This window comes from Bartonella sp. AC329YNZD, assembly GCF_042196685.1.
Lineage (GTDB): Bacteria > Pseudomonadota > Alphaproteobacteria > Rhizobiales > Rhizobiaceae > Bartonella.
On record NZ_JBHIQS010000001.1, the window covers coordinates 192934 to 209542 of the forward strand.

The window sequence follows — 16609 nt, forward strand, 5'->3', positions numbered from 1 at the left end:
TTTTAAGACATCCCTTATAAAGCACGTCTATTCTTCCAAAGAAACTTTTCTCTTCTATATGAATATGAAAAAAAACGGCATATGATACTTCATTTCTTCTCATTTTCTGTTACAAACAATAAGATATCCATTATCATGCAGAGAAAATTACCATTTTTGCGACAAACGCCTTAAGGAAGAAATATGAGTCAACATGATCCATCATCCAATTCTATAAAAAAGGTCAATATCAATCATGAAGCTCAAGTCATTATTGATGATATTGATACGGCACACAAAGAGTTGGATATTTTACAAAAAGAAATTGACAAAGTTATTTTTGGGCAAAATCAGGTAATCGAATATGCTTTAATCGCTATTTTTGCTGGTGGTCACGCCCTTCTTGTCGGTGCTCCAGGACTTGCAAAAACACGTCTTGTTGAAACATTGGGAACAGTCTTAGGGCTTGATGAAAAACGCATCCAATTCACTCCTGACTTAATGCCATCGGATATTATTGGTTCTGAAATTATGGATTCCGATAAAGACGGTAAACGTTCTTTTCGATACATTCAAGGTCCTATTTTCACGCAACTTCTCATGGCCGATGAAATCAATCGTGCTTCCCCACGGACACAGTCAGCCCTTTTACAAGCTATGCAAGAATATCATGTTACTGTTGCAGGTACCCGTTATGATTTGCCACAACCTTTTCATGTTCTTGCAACGCAAAATCCTCTCGAACAAGAAGGGACCTATCCACTTCCTGAAGCACAACTGGATCGCTTTTTGATGCAAATCGATATTGACTATCCTGACCTCACAACAGAGCGACGGATTATTTTAGAAACAACAAAAGAAAAAAAATCAAATGCAAAACCAATTTTATCCGGCAAAAAATTGCAAAAAATTCAAAATATCGTTCGCAAAATGCCTCTTTCAGAAAATGTGATTGAAGCTATTTTAAAAATTGTCCGCTCATCTCGCCCTCATAAAGACAATAGCCTTGCTAATACTTATGTTTCTTGGGGACCTGGTCCACGGGCATCACAAGCCCTTTCACTTTGTGTTCGCGCTCGTGCTCTTTATTATGGACGCTTAGCTCCTTCACTTGATGATGTTGAAGCATTGGCCTATCCCGTATTACAACACCGCATGGCTCTTAATTTTTCTGCCCGTGCTGAAGATATAACCGTAAAAGATATTATTAATAACCTTGTGAAAGATGCTCTTTGAATGGCTCTTGGCAAAAAAGTTTTACAAAAGCCTCCATTGTCGCTGGCAAATGAACTGCATAAGGATACTGGCAAAATGCCATATTTCCTTTTACAAGCGCGTCATATCGCTAATACATTGATAACCGGATGGCATAGACAACGTAAAAGCGGTAATGGGGAAAACTTTTGGCAATTTCGTCCCTATATGGAAGGAGAATCCATTAGCCGTATTGACTGGCGTCGCTCAGCGCGTGATGAAAATACATATCTCCGTGAACATGAATGGCAAATGACACAAACCGTTTGGCTTTGTCCTGATCAGAGCGCATCAATGCATTACTGTTCGCGCTTTTCTAAAATCTCTAAAGGTAATCATGCCACTCTTCTTACCCTTACCTTGGCATCCCTTCTTGCACGCAGTGGCGAACATATTGCTATTCCCAACTTAATGTCCCCCACAATGACATCCAATGTCGTAGAACGAATAGCCTTTGCTTTAGAAAATCATTCAGATGAAAATTCATTTCCGAATTTTTCAACGATTACACGCTTTTCACATGTCGTTATAATGAGTGATTTTCTCGACTATCCTGAAAAAATCATCCAACATTTAACCGTTTTAACTACAAAACAGGTGACAGCTCATTTAATTGAAATTTCTGATCCCGCAGAAGAAAGCTTCCCCTACACAGGTCACACAGCATTTTTGGATCCTGAAACGAAAGAGAAACATGTTTCCACTAAAGCAGAAGATCTTCGTAAGAGCTATTGTAAACTATATCACGCAAGGCGACAAGAATTGGTAAATTTTTGCGCACGCCAAGGATGGTCTTATCACGTTAGTACAACGGATCAACCTTTAACAGAGACCATTTTTCATCTCGCAAATACAATGAGCGACTCTCCATTGCAAAAAAGGAGGGCACTTTGAGTTTTGCTGCTCCCTTTCTGTTACTAGGGCTTTTGTTCCTACCGGTCATTTGGTGGCTATTGCGGATAACTCCTCCATCTCCGCGTAAAGAGCTTTTTCCCCCTTTTCGCTTCTTACCCAAACCAACTCATCAACAAGAAACAGCAAAACATACACCTTGGTGGTTGCTCTTGTTGCGTTTAACCATAGCGGCACTTGTTATCATAGCTCTAGCACGCCCCACTTGGAATCAAAAACCAATAAGCCTTTCTGGGTCTCACCCCCTTGTACTCATTATTGATAATGGTTGGGTTTCTGTAAAAGAATGGAAAAAACGCATCTCTATCGCTGAAATACTCCTTGCACAGGCAGAAAAACAGCAAAAAGATATTTATCTTGTTGCAACGGCTGAACATGATATCTCCAATATAGAGCCCCAACCAGCCAAGATTATAAAACAGCATTTAATGCATTTGCAACCGCGTCCTTGGCCTGTCAACCGTGTGCATGCCTTCAAAAAACTCAGCGAAATAACCAAAGGAAAACCTCTTGATATTGCTTATTTAAGTGATGGATTACAAACAAATGAAGATGAGCAAGCTTTTGCTCTTCTTGAAGAACTAAAACCTAGAAACTTCTTGTGGTATTTGACTGATATTTCCGATTTAACCGGCATAACATCCATAGAAAATAACAATGGAAACATGGGCGCGCGTATTATCCGCTCAACAACACACAGTAATACTCCCGCTATACTCAGCCTTTACGATTCAAATAATCAACTTCTCGGTCAATTTACGAACAATTTCTCTGAAGGAGAAACAACAGTACTTGTTCCTTTTAATGTACCACTTGAACTACGCAATGATATCGCTTGGATAAAAATAAACAATCAAAACCATGCTGCTGCAACCTTCTTGGTAGACAGCCATAACAGGATAAGCCGTGTTGCTCTTCTCTCACCCGATACCAATGAAATGGCACAGCCTTTACTTGCTCCATTTTATTACATTATTAAAGCCTTACAAGGTCATACACAGCTTATAACAGCCGGTGGAAGAGAACTTTCAACGGATATTGATCATTTGCTTAAACAAAATCCATCTGTTTTTATTATGGGTGACATTGTTAACATGCCGGAAAATGCAGAAAAAAAACTTTCTGATTTTGTGAATAAAGGGGGAACACTCATCCGCTTTGCAGGAGAAAAACTCAGTAGCGCAGAACATTACGATAACCTTCTTCCGATACCACTGCGCCCAGGCCAACGTTCCCTTGGAAGTATTATGTCTTGGACAAAACCACAAAAGCTTGCACCTTTTGCAAAAAATAGCTTTTTCTTTGGTCTTCCCTTTCCAGGAGATGTTACTGTCTCTCGCCAAATCCTCGCAGAACCAAGCCCAGATCTTTTTGAAAAAACGTGGCTTAGCCTTTCGGATGGAACTCCTCTTATTACCGCAGCAAAACGTGGTAAAGGAACCCTCATTCTCATTCATGTTGCTCCTGACCCAACATGGTCTAATCTTCCTCTTTCTGGCTTTTTTGCACAAATGCTGCAAAAATTAATCACATTAGATTCTAACGAAAACACAAACCTAACACACAGAGAAAAAAGAACAGTGGTACAAAACCCTTGGCGAACTATAGCCGTTGACGGACAATTACAAGTACCATCCTCTGATATTGTTCCACTGGTCTTTGATGCTCAAAATCCACCCCGTCCTTCCTATCATACCCCACCAGGACTTTATGGTGTCAAAAACAATTTTTATGCGCTTAATCTCTTAACTCATTCATCGCGCTTGATGAAACAATCATCATTGCCACCTTCTCTTAACAAGAGTCCTTTATCTTACGATATAAAAGAAAAAAATCTTACCGGTCCACTTTTAGGATTAGCCATCTTATTATTCGCCTTTGATAATTTTCTCATTTTATGGATGGGAGGTATTTTTTCTTTCAATAAACGGCATAATATGTTTTTCCTCCCTCTCATAATTCTTATTGCCTTGTTTGCATATGCTCCAATTCTTCATGCACAAACGACAGAAAATCATCATGATAGTGTACAAGCCGCTGGTGCAACACATCTTGCCTACGTTATAACCAACAATCGTGAAATTGATACAACGAGTAAAAGTGGTCTAGAAGCCTTAAGCCAATTTATTGCAGAGCGCACAATGCTTTCCCCTGGCTCTGTTACAGCACTTGATCTCGATAAAGATGAACTCTCCTTTTATCCTCTTATTTACTGGCCAATTGATGTTGAGAGTCCTATACCAACTCCCAAAAGCCTTGAAAAAATAAATAATTTTATGAAACATGGGGGAACAATTTTATTTGACACACGCGATCAGATAAAGAGCAATCTTAATCTTGAAGGAGATGCCACTCCAGAAACGCAAAGATTACGAACCATCTTAAAAGGATTAAATATTCCATCCATTGAGCCAGCATCAACCGATCACGTTGTTGCACGTTCCTTTTATATTATGCCAGATTTTCCTGGTCTCTACCGTGGTTCACCTTTATGGGTTGAATCCTCATCAACAAACAAAAAAAATAAAAATTCTCTTGCCAGTGGTGATAACGTAAGTTCTCTTCTCATCACCGCAAATAACTTTGCCGGTGCTTGGGCACTCGATGAAAAAGGAACATGGAAATATCCCCTTGTTCCCAATGATCCAATGCAACGTCTATGGGCATTTCGCGCAGGTTTAAATATTGTTCTTTATGTGCTTACAGGAAACTATAAAGCGGACCAAGTTCATGTTCCTGCGCTCTTGGAACGCTTTAAAAGAGAAAGAAGGCAATGATACCACTTTTTACTTTTCAGCCTTTCTTACCACTCTTTTGGATTCTGCTCTTAAGCGGAATATCCTTTCTTTTTGTCGTTGTTGGTCTTGTTACGCAACGTCAAGGTTCTATATTTCGTCTGATGGCATTAAGCGCCCTCATCCTTGCTTTGCTTAATCCAATGATCATAAAAGAACAGCGCGAACCACTGAAAAGCACAGTGGGAATTATTATTGACCGCAGCAAAAGCCAAACATTTGGAACACGTACAAACGACAGTGATGAAGCGCGCGCGCAATTAACTCAAGTATTGGCGCATTATCCACAATTTGAACCACGTTTTATTGAAGCTGGAAAACTTGCTGATAATCAGTATGCGCCCTCAACGAATTTGTTTGAGACTTTAACACAAGCAGTATCTGATGTACCACTCTCTCGTTATGCAGGAACCATTTTTATCACTGATGGACAAGTGCATGACATCCCTGACCTATCAGATCTTCATCATGAAGTACCTCTCAATGCTTTGATTACAGGATACTCAGATGAATTTGATCGCCAAATCAAGTTTATTTCTCCTCCACGCTTTGCCCTTGTCAACAAACCACAAACGCTCTCTATTTTGGTAGAAGATAAAGGCCCCGCCAAAAAAACAATACCACAGAAAGCAAATATTACACTAAGCGTCAATGGACAAGACATTGGCCATTATTCTGTAACTCCTGGCGTGATTTTTCAAACTGAAATTACTCTTCCTCATGCTGAAAAAAATATTATCCAAGTTATAACTGATCCATACAAAGGTGAACTAAGCTTTGAAAATAACCGCGCTATAACAATTATTGAAGGAATCAGAGAAAATTTACGCGTTCTTCTTATTTCAGGTGCTCCTTATAATGGAGAACGGACATGGCGAGACCTTTTGAAAGGTGACTCCAATATTGATCTTGTTCACTTTACTATTTTGCGTCCCCCCACCAAAGCAGATAATACGCCCTCAAGCCAATTATCCTTAGTGGTCTTTCCCACAAGAAAGCTCTTTGTTGAAGAAATTAATAACTTTGATCTCATCATCCTTGATGGCTACCAGCACTCTACTGTTCTCCCCTTAATCTATTATGATTATATCGCCCAATATGTACAAAAGGGGGGTGCATTGTTGATGGTAACAGGACCTGAATTTACCCAAAAAAACTCACTTGCGAAAACACCTTTAATAAGCATTCTACCGGCATTGCCCAATGGAACTATTATTGAAAAACCTTTTCGCCCCACATTAACCAAAGAAGGTGAGCGCCATCCTGTCACAAGGGGTCTTGCAACACTTAACCTTCCAGCTTCTCAATGGGGACAATGGTTGCGACAAATTGCTATTCAAAATATAAATAACGGAATCGCCCTCATGAAAGGAGCCAATGAACAACCACTTTTAATTCTCTCCCATGTTGATAAAGGGCGTGTAGGCATGTTGCTTTCCGATGAAAGTTGGCTTTGGGCTAGAGGTTTCGAAGGCGGAGGTCCTTATGCTGCTCTTTATCGACGAATTGCCCATTGGCTTATGAAAGAACCAGAACTTGAAGAAGAAAAATTAAGTGCAACCAGCAGCAATCATCATTTAACAATTCGCCGCCAAACCCTCAAAGAGCATCCAGAGCCCGTCGAAATAATCTTTCCCTCTGGAAAAAAAGAAAATATTACTCTCACCAAAGAACAAGAAGGCCTTTTTACTGCAACTGTGACCACTGATGAGACAGGAGTTTTTACCATTAAAAATGGCGATTTAACAATACTTTCTTCTGTAGGGATGCTCGATAATCTTGAGTTGTTTGACTTGACTTCAACACAAGAAAAACTGGCCCCCATTATTAAGCACACTGGTGGCTACATCGGACGTTTACACCCTGAGGGAAAAGAAAATTTTCATCTTCCTCCATTCAAGCTGATTCAATCAAAAAAAAGTCCGTCCTCTTCCCCAGCACATTCAATTGTTCTGAAAGAAGCAACCGAAACCCGTTTAATCAATACCTTTTATTTTTCGATATTTTCTGGCTTTTTTGCACTGCTTGCCTGCCTTTTACTGTTGAGCAGCATGTGGTATTGTGAAGGCCGTTAAAAAATCTGAAATTTAGTATAATAGTTTTTAAATTTAGCTTATCCTTTTACGTATTTACTTGTCTTTTATAATTATATAACGTATTGATTTATAACTCAAAATACAGTGGAATTCTCCTTATTTCCAATATCCTCATATTAAAATAATAAAAAACATTCTCTTGCGTATTATTAGAAGAAATGCTGTATGGATAGAAACCATTGAAGAAAAGAGTGAAATACCTCTTATAAATCCTCTTAAAGCAAAGCAAGAATTTTCATAAAATTGGGGGAAAATAGTATGATGTTTTTTATTTGCACCTTGTATAAGCGTAGAGATGGTAGTGTACAGTAAGCCCTATATAGTTCACAGAAGCTTTCCATTATAATATCGAGTACCGTCTTGAAATTAGCTCAAACGCATTGAGAAATGTTTTTTACAAATATGTGAATGTACGACACAATGATATTTTATTAGGGATATTCTATTTGGAAAATTCCGCTTGAGACATTCTTTTTTGCAAGCTAATTTTCATTTTACCATCTTTCTTGCCTTTAAACACTAAGTTATCTTATGTTTATTCTTTAAATCGTTTTTAATACTCTACGAGCTTTTATGTTTTATCTTGCCCATATATCGGATGTACATCTTTCCCCTCTCCCACAACCTTCCCTTTTTGAACTTTCTGGGAAGCGTCTTACCGGTTATCTGAACTGGCAAAAAAAACGTAAGAGTCAGATGGCAACAAATGTCTTAGAAACTTTAATGGATGCCTTGAAAAAAACAAAGCCTGATCACCTGGTGATCTCTGGTGATCTTGTCAATCTTGCTCTCGATAAGGAATTTGAACAAGCGTATCGTTGGCTCCTTAACTTAGGACAACCCCAAAATATTTCTTTGACATTTGGAAATCATGATGCCTATGTCCGCGGCGCTTTACAAAAAGCATGCACTCTTTTTAAACCTTGGATTACAGGTGACATCCCTCAAAAAAGCGTCTTTCCTTATATGCGCATTCGTAAAGATGTTGCCATCATAGCAGCTTCTTCAGCCATTGCGACATTGCCTTTTCAAGCTTCCGGTTATTTTGGTAAAATGCAAGCGCAAACTTTACCGCTCTTTTTAAAGGAAGCAGCACAATGCAACCTTTTTCGTGTCGTCATGATTCACCACCCCCCCTTTCCAAAGGCAACGTCTTGGCATAAAAAACTACGGGATATAAAACGTTTTCTAGACATTATCAAATACCACGGTTGTGAGCTTATTCTTCACGGACATACTCATTTACCCACATTGAATTACATTGAAGGACCAATTAAAAAAATTCCTATTGTTGGTGTTCCTTCCGCATCACAAGCTTTTGGAGATAAAAAACCGCCCGCAGGTTTTAATTTATTTTCCATTGAACGCTTACAAAATCAATGGCATTGCCAATTACAACGTTATAGCATTATCAACCCCAAAAACGAGATTGCATGTACTGAAACAATTAATCTTTAAACACCTTCATAGTTGCCCAAACAACCAAAAATGAAAATATTTTTATTTCATATCCCTTTGGAAATCATAATTCTTATTTCCTTTTTCTCCTTAAAAGATAAAGTTTCACCTTCTCTGTCAATAGATCAATTTTTCTCAGACAGTTCCATCTGCAGCCCCACTTATGTGACTAGCTTTTTACAAACTTATCGGTTTTGGTTTTCTTCCTTCCCGCCCTAAAGGACGAAAATTCTACCACATCTGATTTATAAATAATTCGGCTTCTTGTCTCAAGGGTTCCAGCTGCTAATCGCACATGTGATTTACTTCACAAAGCTCTACACATAAACCCTGCTTTGAATTTCATCATCCACTCCTCCAAAAGCATCTAATGCGTAAAATCCTTATATTATTACAATGATGATATTTTATAGAATAATAGAGAAGCTCATTCAGCTTCTATGCCTGAAAATCAATGGCTAAAAAAGCCAAATAATAACTAAAGTATATAATTTAAATAACCCAATATACTTGTGATTCATAAACAAATGATGTTGATTGATTTATCGTAAATAGATTTGAAATGATCCATTACTATTTCACTCAAAATTTATTATCGTACATTAAAAAATTAGGAAAAATAATAGATTATGTTTCGATAAAAAACATAGGTAATAATATTTTTTATGTCTCAATAAATTCCTAATTTTTCATCTATTTTTTCCTATAAATCACTTTATAATACTCTTTATAATTATTTTATTATTGAGTTACATTGTGGATGTAATTTTATGTTCTTTAGAATTTTTTGCGAGCTTTTTGTTATTAAATAAAATATTTTACGATACCGCAAAACAGAAAAGTTGATTGTATGAGAAATCTTTCAAATAAAATAAAATGCCATTAGCTTGCCAATTCACATGTTGGTTTAAAAAAGCATCTTTTAAAGCACCCAAACCCATTTCCCGACGGCACCTATGAATGATGTAATGTTAAGTCCATTTAGCAACACCATCTTCACGTTTATGGAAAAGCAAGCTCGTATCAAATCTCATACTTCGCCACCCCCTAATGTAGCGAAAGTTTTTAGCACTTAATATGGTTCATAAGAAGCATTTTTATTCTTTCTTGAATGTTTTTATCTCACGAATCTCCCTCTTTTTGGTGTGCAAAAGACATGGTTTTGATTGGTTCAATATAGTATAGGTTAAAAATGAGAAAATCTTATGACACTTGGGTCTCTGACTCAACATGACAAAAAGTAATTTATATTTACAAATCAAAGTATTGTTCGAATAAAATAGTAGCTTTTTTGAGTAAAGGATATTTACTAGAACATATCTGAAAAACAAAAGCCTCATTCGAAAATGAGACTTTTGAAGTGTTTAATTCTGCAAAAAATTAAAATTTATAAGCTACACCCACACGGAAATCGTTTGTCTTGTAGCCCATTTCAAATTTATCCTGTATGAATTTCTTTTTGCCAAAATCTGAATAACGATATTCTGCACGTACAATAATATTATCAGTCATTGCAAAATCAATACCACCTCCAAGGGTATAACCAATCATGGTCTTTTTTTCATCATGCAACCAATCAGAAAAATCAACTTCTCCATTTTTGCTATCAGCTACTGCCGCAAAAATATTCTGAAGCTGCGTATAAGCAATTCCTCCAGAAACATAAGGCATCATACGTTCAAGTGCAAAACCAACTTTCACTCGCGTAGCACCAGACCATTTTTGTTTTAAAGTATGCTGTATAGCCTCAATAGGCAACGCTGGAGATTCCTCCTCATGAGAATCGCTTGCGTGACCTGTTCTTTCTAAAGATTTTGCTATTCCTTCAGTTTGATTTTTTTGTAGAGGAATATCCTTCGTACTTTTTTTATTAGACCACATAACATCCGTATCAATACCTATAATAAAACCATTATCGATATCAATATTGGAACCTGCATAAACGCCCCCGATAAAACCAGAAAGTTTAGGCAAATTCTCTTTTCCAACTGGATTCCATATCCCTGTCTCTTTTTTTAAATAACTTGCAGTCGTTTTGCCTGAAAAGTTTCCAATCTGCCCTCCAAGATAAAATCCTGTCCAAGAAAAAGAAGGCGCTGCAATAACAGGAACAGGCTGTTCAGGAATAACGCTATCCGCCGCCTGTACGATAGAAATTGAAATTAAAGAAAATATAGATGTTGAGATTAAATACTTTGTAATCATAATTGCTCCCCTAAAAGCTAATGTGATACATAAATAATAGTAAATCGTTTCACATTTTTTGCAAAAAATCTATAGCAAAAATGACACAGTTAAAAACTTTAAACTCCTATTTAAAAATAAAATTATTTTTTAATACATAATTATTATAAATAATTTAAAAAATTTATTTATAATTTTCTTAAATTATTACTTTATAATAGCTTTCATAGATGGATATTTTATTATTATCCATAATAATATAAACAACTCCAATATCAATTTTGTTTAAAAAATAATATATATAATCAATAAAACTTTTTATCATATTTACTTCAATATATTTGTATAATAATAAATAATATATATCCACTACCTCTATAATATTTTATATAAATCTAATATTATAAAAACATTATTGAATATATTATTGTGTTTAATATCTCTAACTTGATAAGTATATCTAATATAATACTACTGATTTATAACTGATCCATATTCTTGTATCATATACATGAGCAACATCATTCGCTAAAATCTAGTACTTATTTCTTTTTGTATAAAGAATAACACCTAGAATGACTTTTTTGATAGAGAAACTCTTTCATGACACTTGAGGAAATAAGTAGAGAATGGTTTTTACTCTCTAGATCTCTCAAACCTATATGACATAAAATATCAAAATTAATATATAAAAATGGAATTAATAATTTTTAAGCTTCTATAATATATTTTTATGATTTTATCTAATAATCGCATTCAATAATTTCATAAAAGCATTATAAAATACATTTAATGTTTCATGACTTTCGTAAAAACTGAACAGACTAATTGCCCAGTTTCTGCAATTAATTTTTCAACACGAAGCAAATCAGGTTCCCCAACACTCTTTAACAAAAGATCACTTAATCCAGCTGGCATATCATTGGGATCAAGAGAATCATTTAAGCAAAGTCGTATAATTTGACTCAAATTTGTATAGAGACCATAGGCATAATGTAAATCAGCAACACATGACTGATTAAGAAAACTATTTGGTAAATTATCTAAAATATCTGCTGTCGTCTCTCCAATGTGAAACTCAATGACATGCGTAATAAGAGAAAATTGAGCAATAAACTCCAAATCCATAATGCCACCAGACATCGTTTTTAAATCCCATTGATTTTTTGGCGGCTTTTCTTTTGCAATCAAGGAACGCATTTCACATACTTCTTTTGCAACTTCCTTCTTATCACGAGAAATAGCAATAATTGCACACACTTCATTTTCTAGCTTTTGTAAAAAATCAGGATCTCCTGCAATGCCTCTAGCCCTTGTTAAAGCAAGATATTCCCATATCCATGCTTCTTGGCGATAATACTTTTTAAAAAATGGAAAAGAAACAGCAATAGGTCCTTTATTGCCTAATGGCCGTAATCTTAAATCAACGACATAAAGAACACCTTGGCTTGTAAGAGTGGATAAAGCAGAAACGAGGCGCTGTGCTAAACGCGTATAATATTGAGAGATATAAAGAGGCTTTTCTCCATCAGATATTTCTGCATCATCATCGTGTTCATAAAGCAAAACGAGGTCAACATCAGAATCTGCCGTTAATTCGCGACTTCCAAGCTTCCCCATACCCAATATGCCAACACGCCCCCCTTTAATACGACCATGAAGACGAGAAAATTCCTCTTGAACGGTAGCAAATGTTTTTGTAATCATAAGATCAGCAAGCGCAGTAAAAGCAAAACCCGCTCTTTCTCCTGTAATTGTACCATTCAAAATTCGAATACCAATCAAAAAACGTTGTTCATCTGCAAAAATTCTTAAATGGTCAAGAATTTCCTCATAAGAAAGAACATTTTCAAGAAAATATTCAAGCCGTTTTTCTAAGTACATTTTGGTCGGTAATTCTGAAAGAATATTCGGATCTAACATTCCATCAAAAACATGGGACCTGCGTGCAATAATTTCTGCAAGACGTGGAGCAGCCCCCATAATAAGGACAAGCATATCCAAAAGAGAGGGATTAGATTGCAAAAGACTAAAAAGTTGAATTCCTGAGGGTAAGCCCTGTAAAAAACTATCAAAACGCAACATCGCCTCATCAGCTCGCTTTGTCGCGCCAAAAGCTTTCAAAAGAGCAGGTGTTAATTCCGTTAATCTCTCGCGTGCTTCGGCTGATTGCGTTGCTTTATAACGACCACAGTGAAGGGTGCGCATAATACGACAAATATCACTTGCTCTTTCAAAGCCTAAACGGCTTAACGTTATTAATGTCTCTGGATCATCTTCTTCACCTGTAAAAACTAAATTACCAATTTCTAAACCAAGTTCTTGCTCATTCTCAAACAGTGCTGCATAATGCTTTTCAACAACATGAAGTGTTTTTAATAAATCGTCAATAAAACTGCTCCTATCGTGATAGCCCATTAAATAGGCAACACTCGTGAATTGAGTAATATCATTTGGGAGAAGATGCGTTTGTTCATCTGCAAGCATCTGAATACGATGTTCCACATTTCGCAGAAAAGCATAACTTTTTATAAGACTATCTCTCGTTTTCTCACTAATCCAACCAAGCGCATGAAGTTCTGCCAACATTGCAACCGTCTGACGTCCACGCAATTGAGGAAAACGCCCACCAGCAATAAGTTGTTGTGTCTGAACAAAAAACTCAATCTCACGAATACCCCCACGACCTAACTTTATATTATGGCCATAAGCTGCAATTTGACCATAACTTTTATGCGCATGAATTTGACGTTTGATCGAATGAATATCAGCAATAGCAGCATAATCTAAATACTTCCGCCACACATAGGGAAAAAGCTCTTTGAGAAAGTTAAAACCCGCCCTCTTATCGCCAGCAACTGGACGTGCTTTAATCATGGCTGCTCGTTCCCAATTTTGCCCACGCCCTTCGTAATAACGCAATGCAGTCCTTACTGGTAAGGCCAAAGGGGTTGATCCTGGATCTGGACGAAGCCGAAAATCAAGACGAAAAACATACCCTTCCGCAGTACGTTCTTGAATGATACGGATTAATCGACGTACCATTTTAGAAAATATGTCGACACTTTCAGAAAGATTACCAATATGAGATGATGTTTCATCAATAAAAACAATAAGATCAATATCAGAAGAATAATTAAGTTCCCCTGCTCCTAATTTTCCCATCCCTAAAATAATTAAACCACAGTCTTTTTCTGGATTTTCGCGGCTTAGCAAATTAATCTTACCATGATCATGTGCTTCTCTTAAGAGAAAACGCAATGCTACACCTAATGCTGCTTCACTCAAACGTGTCAACCAAGCACATGAAACTTCGTAAGTAAAAACACCACCCAAATCAGCTAAAGCAATGAGAATATGCGCTTCTCGTTTTTTGCGCCTTAAAGCAGCCATTAATGAAGTTTCATTTATAGTTTCATCCTGATCAATAACCGTAATATCATCTATAATTTCGCTCAGTCTTGTTTCTATATCAACGTTTAATAAAGTACTAAGATATGATGGATTGGCAATTAAAACCTCACGCAAAAAAGGAGATAAGGTCATAACCGAACTGATAAAATCAATCTGCGTTCCACTCTCTGAAATGATGGAAACAAGCGGTTCTAAACCTTCTTTCCTTGCTTGTTCTTCCATATCTTTTAGCCATTGGGAACTACTTTTATCGAGAGGGCATAAAGAAAGAAGCGGTGTTTTTAAAAAAGCTTGTTTCGTCTGTGCTCCCTTGAAAAGCATTTTTTCTTCCTTTCTATTGCATTATACTTTTAAAATAGTTGTTACATATGAAAAGAGAAAAATGAAGAAAAATATCTTTAAGGAAATAACAAAACAGCCCTGAGCCCTGGATTTGCATCTTCAAGTAACAATTCACCGCCATGAAGCTTCATAACTGCTTTTGCTATACTTAAACCAATCCCAAAACCAGCTTGTGTACGACTTTCTTCAAGACGAACAAATCGTTCTGTTACTTTTTCACGTTTATCCTCTGCTATTCCTGGTCCATTGTCGCTCACAACAACTAATAAATGTTCATCACGATATTCCATTGATAAGCAAACTTTTGCTTTCCTTCCACCTTTAGGCGCATATTTAATCGCATTATCTATAAGATTAAAAATTGATTGCGCAACAAGCTCACGATTCAATTTAAGCTCTTTATCAAATATATCCCCCAACTGAAGTAAAACACCTGACTCTTCAGCAAAAGGTTCGTAAAGTTCAATAGCATCTTCAAGGATCAATTTCATATTCATCATCTCAAGATGCTCAATTGCACTGCTCGCTTCAATGCGTGAAATCATTAAAATTGCATTAAATGTACGAATAAGTTGATCTGATTCAGCAATAACACTATCAAGTACCTGACGATATTCAAGCTTTGTTTTATTTCCTGAAAGCGCCTCTTCAGCACGATTTCTAAGGCGTGTTAACGGTGTTTTTAGATCATGAGCAATATTATCTGATACTTGACGCAAACCAATATTTAACTCTTCAATGCGATCTAACATAACATTAAGATTAGTTGACAGTCGATCAAACTCATCCCCTACTCCAGAAACAGGTAAACGCCCACTGAAATCACCATTCATCAAACGCTGTGATGCAGCCGTTACGTGATCAATCCTTTGTAAAGCCCTCCTGCCAACAAAAAACCATATGAGTAAAGCCCCCCCAACCATTGCAGCAAGTGCAATGATTACAGCTTTATGAATAACCGCCGCAAAACGTTCTGGCTCATCCAAATCGCGTCCGATAAGAATCTTCATAGCATTAGGCAAATCAACAACAACTGCCAAAGCGCGATGTTCACTTGTTTTGCCAGGTTCTCCAAAACGGGAATACAAAAAAGAGGTAGAAATAAAACCGCTCTGATTCAAAAGGCCTAATTCAATACGTGCGACATTTCCTGCTAAAATACGCCCCATAGGATCCGTGACAAGATAAAGAAATGCACCTGGTTGTCTTGAACGATAATTAATAGTGCGCATTAATAAAGATAGCCCCCCATAATTATAAGCATTTTCAATATACTTTAATTCTTCATGTAAAGCCTTTTCAGTTTGCTTTGTTAACAATGAAACAGAAAAGGCTGTCATATAAATAGAAAGCCCTGTTGCTACCAATCCAAACAATAAAATATAAAGTGCTGAAAGCCTTAACGCTGTCGTGCGCATTATATTAATCAAACGATTCATGCTTTATTATCTGGCGCTTTCAGCATATATCCAGCTCCACGTACGGTATGGAGAAGTGGAACATCAAAATCTTTTTCAATTTTGGCTCTCAAACGGGATATATGAACATCAATAACATTTGTTTGTGGATCAAAATGGTAATCCCAAACATTTTCCAAAAGCATAGTGCGTGTAACAACTTGCCCCGCATATCGCATTAAATATTCAAGTAAACGAAACTCTCGCGGTTGCAATAGGATGTTTCTATCTCCCCGTTTTACTGTATGTGCCAACCGATCAAGCTCGAGATTACTTACGCAATAAACAGTTTCTGCTTCTTTAGGATTCTTCCGCCGTTGTAACACTTCAACACGCGCAAGAAGTTCAGAAAAAGCATAAGGCTTTGTCAAATAATCATCTCCCCCTGCACGCAACCCCGTGACACGATCATTAACTTGCCCTAATGCCGACAGAATAAGAACCGGTGTTTCATTGCCTTTAGCACGCAATTCAGCAATAATAGAAAGACCATCGCGATGCAAAAGCATTCGATCAATAACCATAACGTCATAATTTTCCGTGGTCGCTAGAGTATATCCCGTATCTCCATCATAAGCCACATCAACAGAATGCCCTACTTCCAAAAAAGCTTTTTCGAGATAACGCCCCGTCTCATGATCATCTTCAATAACGAGTATCTTCATAAAACGCATCTCCATTATTTTAGTGTGTTTTAGGACAAATTTTAATAAACATT

9 protein-coding genes are annotated in these 16609 nt (G+C 36.8%); 5 read left to right on the top strand and 4 right to left on the bottom strand.

Annotated features, from left to right (window positions below):
- The first annotated feature begins 183 nt into the window (after nt 1-183).
- From ACFIMW_RS00810 to ACFIMW_RS00830, 5 genes are all read left to right on the top strand, one after another.
- Nucleotides 184-1215: an AAA family ATPase gene (locus ACFIMW_RS00810; protein WP_375606357.1), complete on the top strand. Its 1032-nt coding sequence runs from the start codon at nt 184-186 to the stop codon at nt 1213-1215.
- Nucleotides 1216-2127, top strand: coding sequence for a DUF58 domain-containing protein (locus ACFIMW_RS00815; protein WP_375607769.1), 912 nt, complete (start codon nt 1216-1218; stop codon nt 2125-2127).
- The gene (locus tag ACFIMW_RS00820) at nt 2124-4922 is read left to right on the top strand and encodes a DUF4159 domain-containing protein (protein ID WP_375607770.1); all 2799 of its coding nucleotides are present in this window, start codon (nt 2124-2126) and stop codon (nt 4920-4922) included. Before ACFIMW_RS00815 ends, ACFIMW_RS00820 begins: the two co-directional genes overlap by 4 nt.
- Nucleotides 4919-7015, top strand: a complete 2097-nt coding sequence (locus ACFIMW_RS00825; protein WP_375607771.1) for a glutamine amidotransferase — start codon at nt 4919-4921, stop codon at nt 7013-7015. The genes ACFIMW_RS00820 and ACFIMW_RS00825 overlap by 4 nt, the downstream gene beginning before the upstream one ends.
- A gap of 594 nt (nt 7016-7609) precedes the next feature.
- Nucleotides 7610-8494, top strand: coding sequence for a metallophosphoesterase family protein (locus ACFIMW_RS00830; RefSeq protein WP_375607772.1), 885 nt, complete (start codon nt 7610-7612; stop codon nt 8492-8494).
- A 1380-nt stretch (nt 8495-9874) separates the two neighbouring features.
- Here the strand turns inward: ACFIMW_RS00830 and ACFIMW_RS00835 are convergent.
- The 4 genes from ACFIMW_RS00835 to ACFIMW_RS00850 all read right to left on the bottom strand — a co-directional run bounded on the left by ACFIMW_RS00835 (nt 9875) and on the right by ACFIMW_RS00850 (nt 16556).
- Entirely contained in the window at nt 9875-10699 is an 825-nt protein-coding gene (locus ACFIMW_RS00835; RefSeq protein ID WP_375607773.1) for an outer membrane protein, read from the bottom strand.
- A gap of 768 nt (nt 10700-11467) precedes the next feature.
- Entirely contained in the window at nt 11468-14413 is a 2946-nt protein-coding gene (locus ACFIMW_RS00840; protein WP_375617354.1) for a bifunctional [glutamine synthetase] adenylyltransferase/[glutamine synthetase]-adenylyl-L-tyrosine phosphorylase, read from the bottom strand.
- Nucleotides 14414-14490: 77 nt separating this feature from the next.
- Nucleotides 14491-15873, bottom strand: coding sequence for a sensor histidine kinase (locus ACFIMW_RS00845; RefSeq protein WP_375607775.1), 1383 nt, complete (start codon nt 15871-15873; stop codon nt 14491-14493).
- Nucleotides 15870-16556, bottom strand: coding sequence for a winged helix-turn-helix domain-containing protein (locus tag ACFIMW_RS00850; protein WP_375607776.1), 687 nt, complete (start codon nt 16554-16556; stop codon nt 15870-15872). Before ACFIMW_RS00850 ends, ACFIMW_RS00845 begins: the two co-directional genes overlap by 4 nt.
- Nucleotides 16557-16609: the final 53 nt, after the last annotated feature.

Excerpts from the sequence above, each read along its gene's own strand:
- ACFIMW_RS00810 (WP_375606357.1), top strand. The coding sequence starts at position 184 with ATGAGTCAACATGATCCATCATCCAATTCTATAAAAAAGGTCAATATC.
- ACFIMW_RS00815 (WP_375607769.1), top strand. The coding sequence starts at position 1,216 with ATGGCTCTTGGCAAAAAAGTTTTACAAAAGCCTCCATTGTCGCTGGCA.
- ACFIMW_RS00825 (WP_375607771.1), top strand. The coding sequence starts at position 4,919 with ATGATACCACTTTTTACTTTTCAGCCTTTCTTACCACTCTTTTGGATT.
- ACFIMW_RS00830 (WP_375607772.1), top strand. The coding sequence starts at position 7,610 with ATGTTTTATCTTGCCCATATATCGGATGTACATCTTTCCCCTCTCCCA.
- ACFIMW_RS00835 (WP_375607773.1), bottom strand. The coding sequence starts at position 10,699 with ATGATTACAAAGTATTTAATCTCAACATCTATATTTTCTTTAATTTCA.
- ACFIMW_RS00840 (WP_375617354.1), bottom strand. The coding sequence starts at position 14,413 with ATGCTTTTCAAGGGAGCACAGACGAAACAAGCTTTTTTAAAAACACCG.
- ACFIMW_RS00845 (WP_375607775.1), bottom strand. The coding sequence starts at position 15,873 with ATGAATCGTTTGATTAATATAATGCGCACGACAGCGTTAAGGCTTTCA.
- ACFIMW_RS00850 (WP_375607776.1), bottom strand. The coding sequence starts at position 16,556 with ATGAAGATACTCGTTATTGAAGATGATCATGAGACGGGGCGTTATCTC.